12 protein-coding genes are annotated in these 15,042 nt (G+C 72.9%); 3 read left to right on the top strand and 9 right to left on the bottom strand.

Features of this window, described 5'->3' with window-relative positions; all coding sequences use genetic code 11:
- The 7 genes from QF030_RS37360 to QF030_RS37330 form a co-directional block, all read right to left on the bottom strand.
- A complete protein-coding gene (locus tag QF030_RS37360) occupies positions 1–849 on the bottom strand; it encodes a TatD family hydrolase (RefSeq protein WP_307166987.1) in 849 nt (282 codons plus the stop codon).
- Complete coding sequence (locus tag QF030_RS37355) at positions 849–1,565, bottom strand: EboA domain-containing protein (protein WP_307166986.1); 717 nt, start codon at positions 1,563–1,565, stop codon at positions 849–851. Before QF030_RS37355 ends, QF030_RS37360 begins: the two co-directional genes overlap by 1 nt.
- Positions 1,566–1,575: 10 nt before the next feature.
- Complete coding sequence (locus QF030_RS37350; RefSeq protein WP_307166985.1) at positions 1,576–2,667, bottom strand: sugar phosphate isomerase/epimerase family protein; 1,092 nt, start codon at positions 2,665–2,667, stop codon at positions 1,576–1,578.
- Positions 2,664–3,758 carry an SCO3242 family prenyltransferase gene (locus QF030_RS37345; RefSeq protein WP_307166984.1) on the bottom strand — a complete coding sequence of 365 codons (1,095 nt, stop codon included), beginning with the start codon at positions 3,756–3,758 and terminating at the stop codon, positions 2,664–2,666. Before QF030_RS37345 ends, QF030_RS37350 begins: the two co-directional genes overlap by 4 nt.
- Positions 3,755–4,837, bottom strand: coding sequence for an inositol-3-phosphate synthase (locus tag QF030_RS37340; RefSeq protein WP_307167830.1), 1,083 nt, complete (start codon positions 4,835–4,837; stop codon positions 3,755–3,757). The genes QF030_RS37345 and QF030_RS37340 overlap by 4 nt, the downstream gene beginning before the upstream one ends.
- A gap of 1,084 nt (positions 4,838–5,921) precedes the next feature.
- Positions 5,922–7,025, bottom strand: a complete 1,104-nt coding sequence (locus QF030_RS37335) for a pentapeptide repeat-containing protein (RefSeq protein ID WP_307166983.1) — start codon at positions 7,023–7,025, stop codon at positions 5,922–5,924.
- Positions 7,026–7,205: 180 nt separating this feature from the next.
- Entirely contained in the window at positions 7,206–7,727 is a 522-nt protein-coding gene (locus tag QF030_RS37330) for an ATP-binding protein (RefSeq protein ID WP_307166982.1), read from the bottom strand.
- A 153-nt stretch (positions 7,728–7,880) separates the two neighbouring features.
- On the opposite strand from QF030_RS37330, the gene QF030_RS37325 reads away from it, so the two are divergent.
- From QF030_RS37325 to QF030_RS37315, 3 genes are all read left to right on the top strand, one after another.
- Entirely contained in the window at positions 7,881–8,042 is a 162-nt protein-coding gene (locus QF030_RS37325; RefSeq protein ID WP_307166981.1) for a hypothetical protein, read from the top strand.
- A gap of 506 nt (positions 8,043–8,548) precedes the next feature.
- Positions 8,549–10,861 (top strand): beta-L-arabinofuranosidase domain-containing protein, encoded by a 2,313-nt coding sequence (locus QF030_RS37320; RefSeq protein WP_307166980.1) that lies wholly within the window; start codon positions 8,549–8,551, stop codon positions 10,859–10,861.
- Positions 10,862–11,065: 204 nt separating this feature from the next.
- A complete protein-coding gene (locus QF030_RS37315) occupies positions 11,066–12,574 on the top strand; it encodes an MFS transporter (RefSeq protein ID WP_307166979.1) in 1,509 nt (502 codons plus the stop codon).
- A 109-nt stretch (positions 12,575–12,683) separates the two neighbouring features.
- Here QF030_RS37315 and QF030_RS37310 read toward each other — a convergent pair whose 3' ends face one another.
- A complete protein-coding gene (locus tag QF030_RS37310; protein ID WP_307167829.1) occupies positions 12,684–13,181 on the bottom strand; it encodes a nucleotidyltransferase domain-containing protein in 498 nt (165 codons plus the stop codon).
- 136 nt (positions 13,182–13,317) lie between these two features.
- Entirely contained in the window at positions 13,318–14,934 is a 1,617-nt protein-coding gene (locus tag QF030_RS37305; protein WP_307166978.1) for a glycoside hydrolase family 13 protein, read from the bottom strand.
- Positions 14,935–15,042: the final 108 nt, after the last annotated feature.

Raw genomic sequence — 15,042 nt, 5'->3', positions numbered from 1 at the left:
TCACTCTCCGCCGCGGAGCAGGGAGTTGCCCTCGTGCAGGGCCGCGGGTTCGACGGGCTCGAGGACGAGGCGGCCGCTGAGCCCGTAGAAGGCGACGGGGTTGCGCCACAGCACCTGGTCCACGTCGTCCTCGGTGAAACCCGCGGCGAGCATCGCGTCGGCGACCATGCGGGTCTTCAGCGGGTCGCTGTTGCCCCAGTCCGCGGCGGAGTTGACCAGCACCCGGTCGAGTCCGTACTCGTCGAGGACGGCGACCATGCGGTGCTCGTCCATCTTGGTGTCCGGGTAGACGGAGAAGCCCAGCCAGACACCGGCGTCCTTGGCCTCCTTCACGGTCGTCTCGTTGAGATGGTCGAGCAGGACCCGATCGGCGGGCAGCCGGGACTGGGCCACGGCGTCCAGGGTGCGGCGCAGTCCGGCGAGCTTGTCGCGGTGCGGGGTGTGCACCAGGGCGGGCAGCCCGTGGTCGGCGGCGAGTTCGAGCTGGGCGGCGAGGGCGGTGTCCTCGGCCGCCGTCATCGAGTCGTAGCCGATCTCACCGACGGCCACGACACCGTCCTTGAGGAGGTAGCGCGGCAGTTCCTCCAGGACGGGCAGGCAGCGCGGGTCGTTGGCCTCCTTGGGGTTCAGGGCGATGGTGCAGTGATGGGCGATGCCGTACTGGGCGGCGCGGAAGGGTTCGAAGCCCAGCAGTGCGTCGAAGTAGTCCAGGAAGCTCTCGGGCGAGGTGCGCGGCTGGCCGAGCCAGAAGGAGGGTTCGACCACGGCGCGCACCCCCGCCGCGTGCATCGCCCGGTAGTCGTCGGTGGTGCGCGAGGTCATGTGGATGTGCGGGTCGAAGATGCGCATCAGACTTCCTTGGCGGCGAGGGCGAGAGCGAGGACGTGGTGCAGGTCGTCGGGTACGGGCCGGGCCGCGGCGGTGCGCTCCGCGGCGAAGTCGGCCAGCATGCGGGCGAGTTCGCCGTCCCCGCGGGCGCGGTCGGCGAGCCCGGCGACGGCGGCCAGCGGTACCTGGGTGAACAGGCATTTCAGTACGGCGTGCCGCCAGGCGTGGGCGGGCAGGTGGGCGGCGGCGTAGGGGCCGACGGCCGCCGCCACGAGCCGGGTGTCGTTGGCGCGCAGCGCGTCCTCGACCAGCGCCACACCCTGACCGGCCGGGAGGGGCAGGTGCGGCAGGGCGAGCAGGACGGCGCGGCGTTCGGCGCCGCTGCCGTGGTCGTAGAGACGGGCCACGGTGGCCGCGCCCGGCCGGGCGGTGCGCAGCAGCAGCACCCGGGCCGCCTCCGCCGCCTCCGGGCCGGCGCACACTCGCCCTGCCGCGGCGAACCGCAGCTCCCACGCCGGTACGCCCCGGCGTGGCGTGGCATCCCGGGCGGGAGGTCCGGCGTTCCCGGCGGGGGGCTCGGGGGCCCGGTCGTCCGGGGACGCGGTGATGCCCGCGGGAGGCGCGGCTGCGTCAGGACCGGGCGGCGCGGCGGCCCGCGCCTCGGCGAGCGCGGCGTCGAGCCAGGCGGCGGCCTCGGAGCCGAGGCGGGCGGACAGTTCCTCTCGGATGACCGACATACGGGATTCCTTACGCGGACGGCGGCGGGAAGACGGCGAGGGCGGGGCCGGAGGCAACGCCCGCGGCCGCGATCGGACGCACGGTGGACGGCGACGCGACGGACGTGGCGGGCGGCGCGACGGCGGGCCGACCGACGACGGCCTGCCCGGCAGCGACCGTGCCGAGGGAAGTGAGTGCGGGGGCGCCACCGTCGGCAGGGTCCGGGCCCGTGAGAGCCGGGCCCGTGAGAGCCGGGTCGGCGGCAGGGGGCTTGTTGTCGAGTGCGGTCAGCTGGTTGCGGAGGAACGCCAGGGAGGAGCGCGCGAGTTCGGGGCCGGCGTGGGAGTGACGGGGCAGTTCGACCACGGTCAGCCCCTGGTATCCGGTGGCGTCCAACGCGCTCAGGACGGGCGGGAAGTCGATCTCGCCCTCCCCGAAGGGCAGGTGTTCGTGGATGCCACGGCGCATGTCCTCGATCTGCACATGCCGCAACCACGGTCCCGCCGCGGCGACGCAGTCCGCCGGTGCCAGCGGCTCCAGGCACTGGCAGTGGCCGATGTCGAGCGTGAGACCGAGCAGCGGATGATCGCCGAGCTGTCCGCGCAGCCGGTGGAAACCGGCGAGTGTCTCCAGCAGGTGACCGGGCTCCGGCTCGATGGCCAGCGGAACTCCGGCCTGCGCCGCGGCGTCCAGGACCGGGGTCAGAGAGGCGCCGAGCAGCTCCCAGGCGGCGTCCTCATCCGTGCCCGTGGGACGGACCCCGCTGAAACAGTGCACCGCGTGAGCGCCGAGGTCCGCGGCCACCTTCACGGCGGTGACCAGCAGCGCGCTCCGCGCCGCCCGCCCCTCGGGCTCCGCGTCCAGCAGAGTGGGACCGTGCTTGCGACGCGGGTCGAGGACGTAGCGGGCGCCGGTCTCCACCGTGACCGACAGGCCGAGCGCACCGAGCCGGTCGGCGACCCGGGCGACGCGCCCGGCAAGACCGGGCCCCAGCGGGTCGAGGTGCATGTGGTCCAGGGTCAACCCGACGCCGTCGTAGCCGAGTTCGGCCAGGACACCCAGGGCGTCATCGAGCCGCAGATCGCTCAGGCCGTTCGTGCCGTAGCCCAGACGGACACTCATGTGGGGCTCACCTTCCGGGCCAGCCGGCGTGCCGCCGGCACGAGCGCGGCAAGCACCGCGGCGGAGACGGGCGCGCCGGAGCGTGCCGCGAGAGCCGCCTGGAGCGGTATCAGCGCACGGATACCGCCGCCCACGGCCCGTTGGGTCAGCGGTGGCGACGGATTGAGCACGGCGTGCACCAACGGCCGCCCAGCCGTGACCGCATAGCCACCGGCCAGCACGACCCGGCCGAGCTTGCCCAGCTCGCCACGGGCCACGGGCCCACCGGGCACGCCGGACGCATCCGCCGGCCCGCTCCGTCGCCACGGGGAGACCGGGCCGGCGTGCCCGTCGGTGCCGACCAGGGCACCGAGGAGGGCCGTCACACCGAGCGCGGCAAGCGGCCCGCCCCGCGCCCCGCCCTGCGTCTCGGTACGCGAGACGGTGGTGAGCGCATAGGTGTGGGCGCTGATCACGGCAGCGGGCAGCAGCGCTCGGCGTACCGCCCCGGCGGTCCCACCAGCCCATGGGTCCGCCCCCGCAGCCACCGGACCACCTGCGGCCGGACGCGCCGAGACGGCGTCCCCCCTGCCCGGCGAGGCGCCTGTGGAGGGGCCGACCGGAGGGTGCCCGGCTGACGGACGCCGACGCTCTGTGCGCGGGCCGGCTGTGGCCGCAGCGCCCATGAGCAGATCCAGGCCGCGGGCCGCGGCCATCGCCGCCGGACCGGCCGCGGTGTGCTTCAGCCGCAGGTCGTAGGCCCACACGGTGCCCGCGAGGGCGGTCGCGCACCATGCGGCGGGCCGGCCCGCGGCGAAAGCCAGACCCAGGCCCGCACCCGTCAGCACGGCGGCCGCCGCCAGTGCCTGCCCGGGAGCGATACGGCCCGAGGGAACGGGGCGGTGAGGACGCTCGGCGGCGTCCTCGTCACGGTCGGCCCAGTCGTTGAGCGCCATCCCCGCCTCGTACAGGCACAGCGAGGCACCGGCTGCCAGGGCGGTGGCGGTACCCGGACGCCGACCGCTCGCCGCGGCCCCCGCCAGCACGTCACCCGGAACGGTGAACAGCGCCGAGACCCGCAGCAGTTCGGCCCAGTCGCGCAGCTCGCTCATCGGCCGGCCGCCAGCCGTGCGGCGAAGGCGACCAGGGCGTCGTACTGCTCGGCCAGTGCCGCGGAGCCGCCGTCGGGATCCTTGAAGTAGAAGCCCAGCTCTGCGAGACCCCCGACGATCCCCGCCTCCTGCGCGCGGGCGGCCAGCCGGGCCAGGTCGAGTACGAGCGGAGCGGCCAGCGCCGAGTCGCAGCCCTGCCAGATCGTCTGGAGCACCATCCGCGAGCCGAGGAACCCCTCGAAGGCCACATGGTCCCAGGCCGTCTTCCACTCGCCCAGTGCGGGCACCTCGTCGATGTGCACCTCGCCCTCGGGCAGCGCGCCCAGGTTGTCCTCGAGGACCCGGTTCTTACCGGCGTTCTTCGCCGCGGCCGCCGCCGGATCGGCCAGCGCCGCCCCGTCGCCGCCGCCCAGCAGATTCGTCCCCGACCAGGCCCGCACACCCAGCGCACGCTGGCGGAACATCGGCGCCAGCACCGCCCGCAACAGGGTCTGCCCGGTCTTGCCGTCCCGGCCCGCCCACGGCACGCCCGCCCGGCCGCGCAACTCCTCCAGCGCCGGATGGCCCACTCCCGCCGACGGAGTGAAGTTCACATACGCACAACCCGCCCGCAGCGCCGCCGCTGCATACAGCGAACTCGCCGGCAGCCGCCCGTCCGCAGCCGCGACCGGCTCGGTGGAAGCGACGTTGACCACCACCGTCCGCGCCAGCCCCCTGCGCCGGGTGAAACCCTCGATGTCCGCGGTGAACGCCGCTATCAGCTCTTCGTCGCCGCGGCCGTCGCCCGCTGCCGGTCCTCCGGGCCGGATCTCCCGGTCGGCCGCGGCGAGTTCACCCACCACCGCCCGCACCAGCCCGAACGGCAGCACGCCCTGCTCCCCCAGCACTTCGGCCCGCTTGACCAGGGGCCAGTCCACCGTGTCATGTCCGCCGAACACCAGTGACGACAGCGCGGGCAGCCCCGCCGCGGCGAACTCCTCGGTCTCCGTGACCAGCCCTGTGGCCGGATACAACCCCGCCGCCAGTCCGGCACACCCTGCGATCACCGTGGTGGCGACCGACCCCCGCGCCCCGACCAACCAGACACCCGTACCCCCCGGTCCAGCGCCGACAGCAGCGGCACCAGCAGCGGGCGACTCAGCGAACTCAGACACGACAACCTCCCGAAACTACGTCAGCGACGACATACGAAAACCACTCGGAAACACAGCCACGCGGCACTTGCGGCGCGCCGCCGCGCAACGGGGACGACAGGGAGCCGGATGGTCAGGCAAGGGGCAGGTGAGACGGTCGGCAGGGCTGCGACGCCTGGCGATCGGAAAGACCGCGCCTGCTCGACCAGAGACGACCCGCACCTCCCGACAGCCATTCGGAAACGGAATTCCCGGCGCCCACGACACGGCCGGACCCCACCCCGCACGCCGCACCGTAATTACTTGGGGCGACTTCTCGGCATGCTAGTCCGCGGTCCATTCGCCGTGCGGGGATCAGCCCGCTCGCCGCGACCTGCGTGGACGATTTCTCCAGGACGCTTCAAGTCCGCCGTGCGGTGGGCCGCCAGTCGGACGACGCCCGGACCCGTGGCGACCGGCCACGACGACGGCAGCCCGCAAGGGTGAGCGGTTTTCCGCCTGGTGCAACGAAGCGGGAGGCCGCCCCCGCCGACGACCGGGGCGGGCCGGTCCCGAGATGGAGAGGTCGGCACCACGACGGACGGCCGGACTCCCCGGTCCCCCTGCCCTGGCCGGAAAGGACGGCAGCACCGGCCCACCACCCGACCCGCGTCGGCACCCACGTCACCAGGTCGCGCATGCCTCGTCGGGCAGGGGTCCGGTTCCGTTTCGCGGCCGGCGCCGGAATACCGCTGGAGAACCGCTCAACACTCTCTCGCAGGCCTCTCCACACATCCTTCGGAACTCCTCGTGGCCACTCCGATAAAGCCCCGCAGAAATCCCCGCAGAAGACACTTCCGAAAGCCACAACAACGCTTCGAACCGACCGTCACGCACCGCGCAAGCGGCACGGAGGAACAATGAACAGAGAATTCCGGATCACTCGACGCCGAAATCGACGGAAAGCGTCGGCCCCACCGCAGACGAACGCGACCGGAGACGAACACCATGGCAGGCGAACCCCGCCGGACTCACCCGCGTTCGGGGTCGGTCACGGCGCGGACCGCAGTCGGGGGTGCTGCGTCGTGATCCCCGAAGGCTGGAGCAGCGGCGGGGGTTCGGGGCCGGGATCCTCGGTGACGACGACGCCCGCGGCCGTGTGGTCGAAGCCGGCCGGCCAGCGCGTGTGCTCGCTGGCCAGCGCGCCGGTCAGCCGGGCCTGGTGCAGGTCGGCCGTGCTGAGGTCGGTTCCGCGCAGGTCGGCCAGGCGCAGGTCGGCGCCGCGGAAGAGGGCGCCTCCCGCATCCGCCTTGCGCACATTCGCCTCGCGCAGGTCGGCTTCGGTGAAGTCCGCGTCACGCAGGTCCGCTTCGACCAGCCGGGCGCCCCGCAGGTCGGCCAGCACACAGCGGGTCCGGCGCAGGATCGCCGTCTTGAGGTCGGCATGCCGCAGGTCGACCGCGACGAGCGAGGCCTGGGTCAGGTTGGCGTGGTACAGGCCCGCCGCCTCCATGCAGGACCGGTCGAGGTTGACCTCATGGAGCCACAGCCCGTCGCAGTCGGCCCGGCGCAGATCCGTGACGCCGAGATTGATCCAGGACTGCTGCCGGGGCTGAAGCAACAGCACGCCGAGCCCGGTGAGCGCCACCTGGGCATCGGGGGCCCGCACCTCCAGTGGCACGACGTCGTTGATGGGCAGGTCCGCCGCCGGAGCGTCCGGTCCGGCGGGCGGCCAGGGCAGGCGCGTACGGAGGTATGCGGCCTTGATGGAGATGACGGCCTCTCGGTCGCGGGCGGAGTGCTCCGCGATCCGCCACAGCGCGTGGAGTCCGCCGATACGCGTTTCCAGCTTGTCACTGCCGAGTTGATCGACGGCCGTGCTGAACCGGTCGGTGACGTAGCCCTCCTGGGTGGCGCGCACCCGTCCTGGCTGACGCGCAGTTGCCGCCAGGTGGCGTACGCGCCGAACAGCAGGACCACACCGCCGACGGCCTGCAGCAGGGTCGTCCGGACGTCGTTCACCGCTTTCAACCCGGTCCGGCGCGGCGACGCTCGCCCCCGCGAGATCGTGGTCGACCACCACACCCGGCAGGAGGACGAGTACCGCGCTCAGCACGGCCAGCCCCGCCGCCCCGCCCAGCAGAGCAGCGGTCACGCGAGGTCCGACCCGCCGGGTGGACCGCGGCCTGTGCCCACGTTCCGGCTCCCCCGTCCCCATGGGCATGGAAGCGTAGGCGCAGCTCGGGAAACGATCAAGAGCCACAGCTCGGCGCGGAGGGCGGAAGGCCGCCCTCGTGGCCGTCTGCGGGCGCTTCCGCTCGGCGGCGGGCGGACCTCACCTCCGGACGGCCTCCGCGATCCGGGAGGCGGCCTCGGCGGGCGTGAGGTGTGTGGTGTCGACGACCTCGGCCTCCCGGTGCAGCCAGGTGCGGGCCGCCTCGGCGTAGGGCTCGAGGTACTTGAGACGGAACGGGGAGGGGCCGAGGAGGGTGTCCCCCTCGATGCGCCCGCGGAGGGTGTCCTGGTCGGCGTGGAGAACGAAGTGCCGCACCTCGATGGCGTGTTGAGCGAGACCTGTGCTGATCTCGCGCCAGTACTGCTCCACGAGCACGGTCATGGGCATCACCAGGGTGCCGCCGGTGTAGTCGAGTACGCGGCGTGCGGTCTCGACGACGAGCGGCCGCCACGGCGGCCAGTGCTGGAAGTTGTCCGTGTCCGGCAGCCCCGGCGTGATGTCCATGAGCGTCTCGCCGACCTTCTCGGCGTCGAACACTCGTGAACCCGGGAGCAGTCGCTGCACGAGTGCGCTGGTCGTCGTCTTGCCCGCGCCATGGGTGCCGTTGAGCCATACGATCATGCGACCCCACGCTAGCGTCGTCACCGCCGGGTCCGGCGCCCGCTCCCAGGATCACGGCATGACGTTGACAAGCGAATCGAGCAGGCCGAACTCCTCTACGCGCATTTCGAGGAGTCCACTCGGCTGCGTCGGGAACTGGGGTTCCTGGCGGGGGTGGCGGCGAACCTGATCGGGCTGGCCCATCTGGCCGCCCAGCAGGAGCGGCGCGAGGACGCGGCGGCGCTGCTCGGGGAAGCGACGGAGCTGGCAGAGAGCACCGACTCCCACGGCGTGCTGCGCTGGGTGGCGGGAGCCCGCGAAGAACTCGGCTTGTGAGGTTCCGGATCGACCGCGGGTTCTGAACGCGCGGCTGAATTCCGCGAGCGGACTTCAGGTACGCCCGCCGGGGCCGTCAGGACATGACACGGCAGTCCTCGGCGGCAGGCAGGTCGAGGGCGAACCCTGAATCGCCGCACGAAGGGTGTCGATCAGCCCGTTCGGCGTCTATCATCCGTGGCGGCCGACGAGTCGACCACTGTTCGACATGACGAACATTACATGACGAACTCTGTATGACGAACACAGTGATCACCTGCGCGGCCGAGCCGTCCGCAGCAGAACCGGAATCCGCGTCCCCGCCGAGGACGCCGAACAGCGATGCAACCACCGCACCCCGCCGACGACACCGGACGAGCCGCTACCCCCACCGAAGCGCGGCCGGCGTCGCCGGCACCGAAACCCGCAGTCGGCAGTCGGCAGTCGGCAACGCCACCGCACCACCCGGCGGCACAAGCGCCGGTCCTTCCCCATCACCGCTCCCCCGAACAAGGAACAGGTGAACGATGTCCTCCTCGCTCAACAGAAGGCGCCTCCTGCAAGCCGCCGGAGCCACGCTCGCGGCTTCCGCGGCCGGCCCGCTCGTCGGCGCCTCTCCCGCCCGGGCGGCCGTCCCTCCCGTCCGGGCCGACATCGGGGTCTCCGCGTACGCCTTCGACTTCGGCCAGGTGCGGCTGACCGCCAGCCGGTGGCTGGACAACCAGAACCGCACCGCCGCCTATCTGCGGTTCGTCGACGTGAACCGGTTGCTGTACACCTTCCGCGCCAACCACAAGCTCTCCACGGCCGGCGCCGCAGCCGACGGGGGCTGGGACGCCCCCGACTTCCCGTTCCGCAGCCACGTCCAGGGACACTTCCTCACCGCCTGGGCGCAGCTGTACGCCGTCACCGGGGACACGGTCGCCCGCGACAAGGCGGTCTCCATGGTGGCGGAACTGGCCAAGTGCCAGGCCAACAACGGCGTTGCCGGATTCACCGCCGGCTACCTGTCCGGCTATCCCGAGTCCGACTTCACCGCCCTCGAACAGGGCACCCTGAGTAACGGCAACGTGCCGTACTACACCATCCACAAGACGCTCGCCGGACTGTTGGACGTGTGGCGGCTGATCGGCACCACACAGGCCCGGGACGTCCTGCTGGCGCTGGCGGGCTGGGTCGACACCCGCACGGGCCGGCTCATCGGTCAGCAGATGCAGGCGATGCTGGGCGTGGAGTTCGGCGGCATGAACGACGTGCTGTGCGACCTCTACCAGCAGACGGGCGACAGCCGGTGGCTCACGGCCGCCCGGCGCTTCGACCACGCCGCCGTCTTCGACCCGCTGGCGGCCAACCTGGACCAGTTGAACGGGCTGCACGCCAACACCCAGGTCCCCAAGTGGATCGGTGCCCTGCGCGAGTACAAGGCCACCGGCACCACCCGGTACCGGGACATCGCCACCAACGCGTGGAACATCACCGTCGGCACCCACACCTACGCCATCGGCGGCAACAGCCAGGCGGAGCACTTCCGCGCGCCGAACGCGATCGCCGCCTACCTCAGACAGGACACCTGCGAGAGCTGCAACACGTACAACATGCTCAAGCTCACCCGGGACCTGTTCGCGGTGACCCCGGACCGGGCCGCGCTGTTCGACTACTACGAGCAGGCCTGGTTGAACCAGATGATCGGCCAGCAGAACCCGGCCGACGCCCACGGCCACGTCACCTACTTCACCCCGCTCAACCCGGGCGGCCGCCGCGGTGTGGGCCCGGCCTGGGGCGGAGGCACCTGGAGCACCGACTACGGCACCTTCTGGTGCTGCCAGGGCACCGGCCTGGAGATGCACACCCGGTTGATGGACTCCATCTACTTCCGCAACGACACGACGCTCACCGTCAATCTGTTCGTGCCCTCGGTGCTCACCTGGTCCCAGCGCGGAATCACCGTCACCCAGACCACCTCGTACCCCACCAGCGACACGACCACGCTGGCGGTCACCGGCAGCGTCGCCGGAACGTGGGCGATGCGCATCCGCATCCCCGGCTGGACCACCGGAGCCACGATCAGCGTCAACGGCGTGGCGCAGAACCTCGCCACGACACCGGGCACCTACGCCACCCTGACCCGCAGCTGGACGTCCGGCGACACCGTCACCGTCCGCCTGCCCATGCGGGTCGTCCTGCGGCCCGCCCCCGACAACGCGAACACCGCCGCGGTCACCTACGGACCGGTCGTGCTGGCCGGCGACTACGGCGACAGCGCGCTCGGCGGACTGCCCCTGCTGAACCCCGCCACCATCACGCGCACCAGCAGCACTTCGCTCGCCTTCACCGCGACCGCGGGCGGCTCCGCCGTCGGCCTCGGCCCGTTCCACGACGCACACGGCTTCAACTACACCGTCTACTGGAACACCGGCGGCACCGCCGCCGTACACCTCGTCAACGTGGCCAGCAACCTGGTGCTGGGCGTTCAGAACATGTCCACCGCCGACGGCGGCCTCGCCCTTCAGTGGACCGACAGCGGCACCGCCGACCACGACTGGGAGATGATCGGCGACGGGACGGCGGTCCGCTTCCGCAACGTCAACAGCGGCAAGGTTCTCGGTGTGCTGAACATGTCCACCGCGGACAACGCGAGCGTCCTCCAGTGGACGGACAACGGCACCGCCGACCACCTGTGGACGTTGCTCGCCCAGGGCGACGGCACCTACAAGATCCGCAACGGGAACAGCGGCAAGCTGCTCGCCATCGCGGGCGGATCCACCGCCGTCGGGGCCTTCGCGGTCCAGGCGCCCGACGACGGAACCCCCGACAACCGCTGGCGCATCGTGACCGCCTGACCGGGGGCCCCGGGGCGCGGTTGGCTGTCCGGCACCGGCCCGGACAGCCACGGCCGCCCTGCGACCCGGCCGCCGAACCGGCCCGAACCACAGGCGGCCGGCTTCCGTCGTACGTCATAGGCTGCGTCTCGCACGGGGCGCTCCCACGGCGTGACCGGTGTCCGTGACCAGTGCCCCGGACGCGGCCCGGCGAGAGGAGGCCTTGTGACGGCGTCGGCGAAGAACGGGAGTCCGTCGGCTCAGGAGAGCGGTTCCGAGCGGGACCCGAACCGGTGGCGGGCTCTGTGGGTCACCCTGGTGGCAGGCTTCATGAGTCTGCTGGACGTGACGATCGTGGCGGTCGCCCTGCCCACCGTCCAGCGCGAGCTGCACGCGTCCGCCGCCCAGGTGCAATGGGTCGTCTCCGGGTACGCCCTCACCTTCGCGCTCGCTCTGGTCACCGCCGGCCGCCTCGGGGACGCCCTGGACCGCCGCCGCATCTTTTTGCTGGCCCTGAGCGGCTTCGTGGTCTTCAGTGCGGCCTGCGGCGCCGCCCCGGACATCACCTGGCTGGTGGTGGCCCGCCTCGCCCATGGCCTCGCGGCCGGCTTCATGGCTCCGCAGAACTCCGCGCTCATCCAGCAGATGTTCAGCGGCGCCGAACGCGGACGGGCCTTCGGCTTCTTCGGCGCCACCGTCGGCATCTCCTCCGCCGTCGGCCCCCTCACCGGCGGCGTCATCCTCGCGCTGGCCTCCGGCTCCGAGGGCTGGCGCTGGATCTTCTACGTCAACGTCCCCATCGGCGTGCTGGCCGTCCTGCTCGGCCGCCGTCTGCTGCCCCGCACCCAGCCGTCCGGCCGGGGACGTGTGGACGTGACCGGCGTCGCGCTCCTCGGTCTCGGCGTCCTCGCGTTCATGTATCCGCTGGTCCAGGCGGACTCCGGCGGGCTGAGCCGGCTGTGGTGGCTGTTCCTCCTCGGCGCCGCACTGCTCAGCGGCTTCGTGTGGTGGCAGCGCCGTCTCGTCGCCCGCGGCGCCCAGCCGCTGCTCGATCCCCGTCTGTTCACCACGGTGCGCGGTTACGCCGTCGGCGCCGCGGTCGGCACCCTGTACTTCATCGGCTTCAGCGGGGTCTGGCTGGTCTTCGCCCTCTTCTACCAGCGCGGGCTCGACTTCTCGCCGCTGCGCTCCGGGCTCGCCGTGACGCCCTTCGCCGTCGGATCGGCCGGCGCGGCCGTCGTCGCCGGCCGGCTGGTGGACCGGTTCGGCCGGCTGCTCACCGTGTGCGGCCTCACGGGCGTGATCACCGGCCTGGGCGGTGCCGCGCTGCTGCTCCGCTTCGCGCCCCTCGGCATCGCCCCCTGGGCAGCCGCCCCGCTGCTGTTCCTCGGCGGCATCGGCGGTGGTTTCGTGGTCTCGCCGAACATCACCATGACCCTGCGGGACGTGCCCGTGCGGATGGCGGGCGCGGCGGGCGGCGCCCTGCAGACCGGTCAGCGCCTCGGCGCCGCCGTGGGCACCGCGGCCCTGCCCGGCCTGTACTACGTGGTGCTCGGGACGGGCGACGACTACCGCGGCGCGCTCGCTCTCGCCATGGTCGCCGCCCTGGCGGGCATGGGTGCGTCGCTGGCCCTCGCGACCGTCGACTGGCGGCGGGACCGGCAGGCGCGTCGGTCGCGCGGCAGGTGTCCGGACGAGGTCGCCCATGATCCCCTGCACTCCCGCCAGGCCTGAGCGGCGGGCCACGCCGTCGGACCGCCAGGCGGCGGTCCGCCGGTGGTTCGGCGGGCCGGTGCGGGCCGGGCGACGGCGTGCCCTCGCCGACCCGGCCCGGCCCGGCCCCTCAGGGGTCGAAGTGAGTGGCGATGCCGAACGTCCTGCGCAGAAGGCCCATGTCGTGCAGGTCGCGTGCGGTCGGCTCGTAGCCCTGGTGGAAGTGGACCTGTTGGGCGGCGGAGAGGCACGGGACCGTGCTCGCGGCGATGGTGCCGGTCACGAAGCAGGAGGCCGGGTAGCGGAACGGCCGTCCGGGGTCGAACGAGGCCTGCGTGGCGCAGCCGTCGGCGGCGAACACCAGCGGGTGGAGGTCGATCGCCCGTCCGGCGGCGTCCGTGACGACGAACCGTACGGGCCGCTGGTCGAGCGTCTCGGCGAATCCCGCCGCCGCCAGGGCGGCCACCACGTCGGGCTCCTGGTCCGAGCGGTGCATCAGGTCCAGGTCCCGGTGGTCGCGGGTCTGCTCCCCCACCAGGGCGTCGATGCCCCAGCCGCCCCCGATCCAGGCGTCGGCGTCCGCGCGCCGCAGCAGCGCCAGCACGGACAGCACGTCGTCGGCCGTCATCATCGCGGCGGCCTCACCACACGCCGGGCGCGACGGCGGACCGTTCGCCGCACGGTGCCGGGCCGGGGGCGGGAAGGCCCCCGGCCCGGCGCCCGCCCCGGCCCCGCCCCCGTCCGGACGGCGGTGTGCGTGCCCCTCACCCGCGCAGCCAGACCGCGGTGTCACCCGGCAGTCGGCCCTCGGCGTCCAGCGGGCCACTGGCGAGCAGCACGTGATCGTGCTCGGGCAGGGCCGCCGGGGCGGCCGCCAGGTTGACCACGCAGAGCAGGCCGGGCGCCCGCCGGAACGCGAGGACCCCGGCGGGAGCGGGCAGCCACTCCAGCCGGCCGTCGCCGAGGCCCGCCTCGGTACGGCGCAGCCGCAGCGCGGTGCGGTAGAGGACGAGCATCGAGCCGGGATCGGCGGCCTGGAGGTCGGCCGCGTACGCGGGCCAGCTCGCGGGTTGCGGCAGCCAGGGCTCGGTGCGCGAGCCGAAGCCCGCGTACGGGGCGTCGGCGGTCCAGGGCAGCGGGACCCGGCAGCCGTCGCGGCCCGGATCGGCGCCACCGGAGCGGAAGTGCATCGGGTCCTGGATGCGTTCGCGCGGTATGTCCGCCTCGGGCAGACCGAGTTCCTCGCCCTGGTAGAGGTAGACGGAGCCGGGCAGCGCGAGGGTGAGGAGGGCTGCGGCGCGGGCCCGGCGGGTGCCGAGCGTCAGGTCGGTCGGGGTGTCGTACGCCTTGGTCGCGAAGTCGAATCCGGTGTCCGCACGGCCGTAGCGGGTGACCGTGCGCGTCACGTCGTGGTTGCACAGCACCCAGGTGGCGGGGGCGCCGACCGGGGCGTGCTCGGCCAGGGTGTCGTCGATGGCGGCGCGCAGCCGGTCCGCGTCCCAGGGGCAGGCCAGGAAGTTGAAGTTGAAGGCGGTGTGCAGTTCGTCGGGGCGCAGGTAGCGGGCGAAGCGCTCGGCGTCCGGCAGCCAGACCTCGCCGACGAAGACGCCGTCGTAGGCGTCGGCGACGCTCCGCCAGGAGCGGTAGATCTCGTGCAGTTCGTCGCGGTCGATGTACGGGTGGGGGTCGCGGCCCTCGACGAAGTCCGGCAGGTCGGGGTCCTTGGCCGGCAGGGCGGCCGAGTCGATGCGGACGCCGGCCACGCCCCGCTCGAACCAGAAGCGCAGCACGTCCTCGTGTTCCTCGCGGACCGCCGGGTGGGCCCAGTTGAGGTCGGGCTGCTGGGGGGTGAACAGGTGCAGGTACCACTCGCCGTCCTCGACCCGGGTCCAGGTCCGGCCGGCGAACTGCGACGGCCAGTCGTTGGGCGGCAGTTCGCCGTGCTCGCCGCGTCCGGGGCGGAAGTGGAACAGTTTGCGCTCGGGGCTGCCCGGTCCGGCGGCGAGCGCGGCCCGGAACCAGGGATGCTGGTCGGAGACGTGGTTGGGGACGATGTCGACGATGGTGCGGATGCCGAGGTCCCGGGCCTCCCCGATCAGTTTCTCGGCCTCGTCGAGGGTGCCGAAGGCGGGGTCGATGGTGCGGTAGTCGGCGACGTCGTAGCCGCCGTCGGCGAGCGGGGAGAGGTACCACGGGGTGAACCAGATGGCGTCCACGCCGAGTTCGGCGAGGTAGGGCAGTCTCGCCCGTACGCCCGCCAGGTCCCCGGTGCCGTCGCCGTCGCCGTCGGCGAAACTGCGGGGGTACACCTGGTAGATGGCAGCGCCACGCCACCAGTCGTCCGAAGGGGCGGGGGTCTTGTCGGGGTGCGGGGCTGCCACGTGACGGTCCTTTCGGGGCAGGGGTGGGTCTCCGCCGCCGCCCCGGACAGCGGGGCGTCGAGGACGGGGCGGCGGCGGAGGATCGGAAGGGGTACCGACGGACCGGGC

The organism is Streptomyces rishiriensis (genome assembly GCF_030815485.1).
GTDB lineage: Bacteria > Actinomycetota > Actinomycetes > Streptomycetales > Streptomycetaceae > Streptomyces > Streptomyces rishiriensis_A.
Note: the sequence above shows the minus strand (reverse complement) of the source record. Positions and strands in the feature narration are given on the sequence as shown.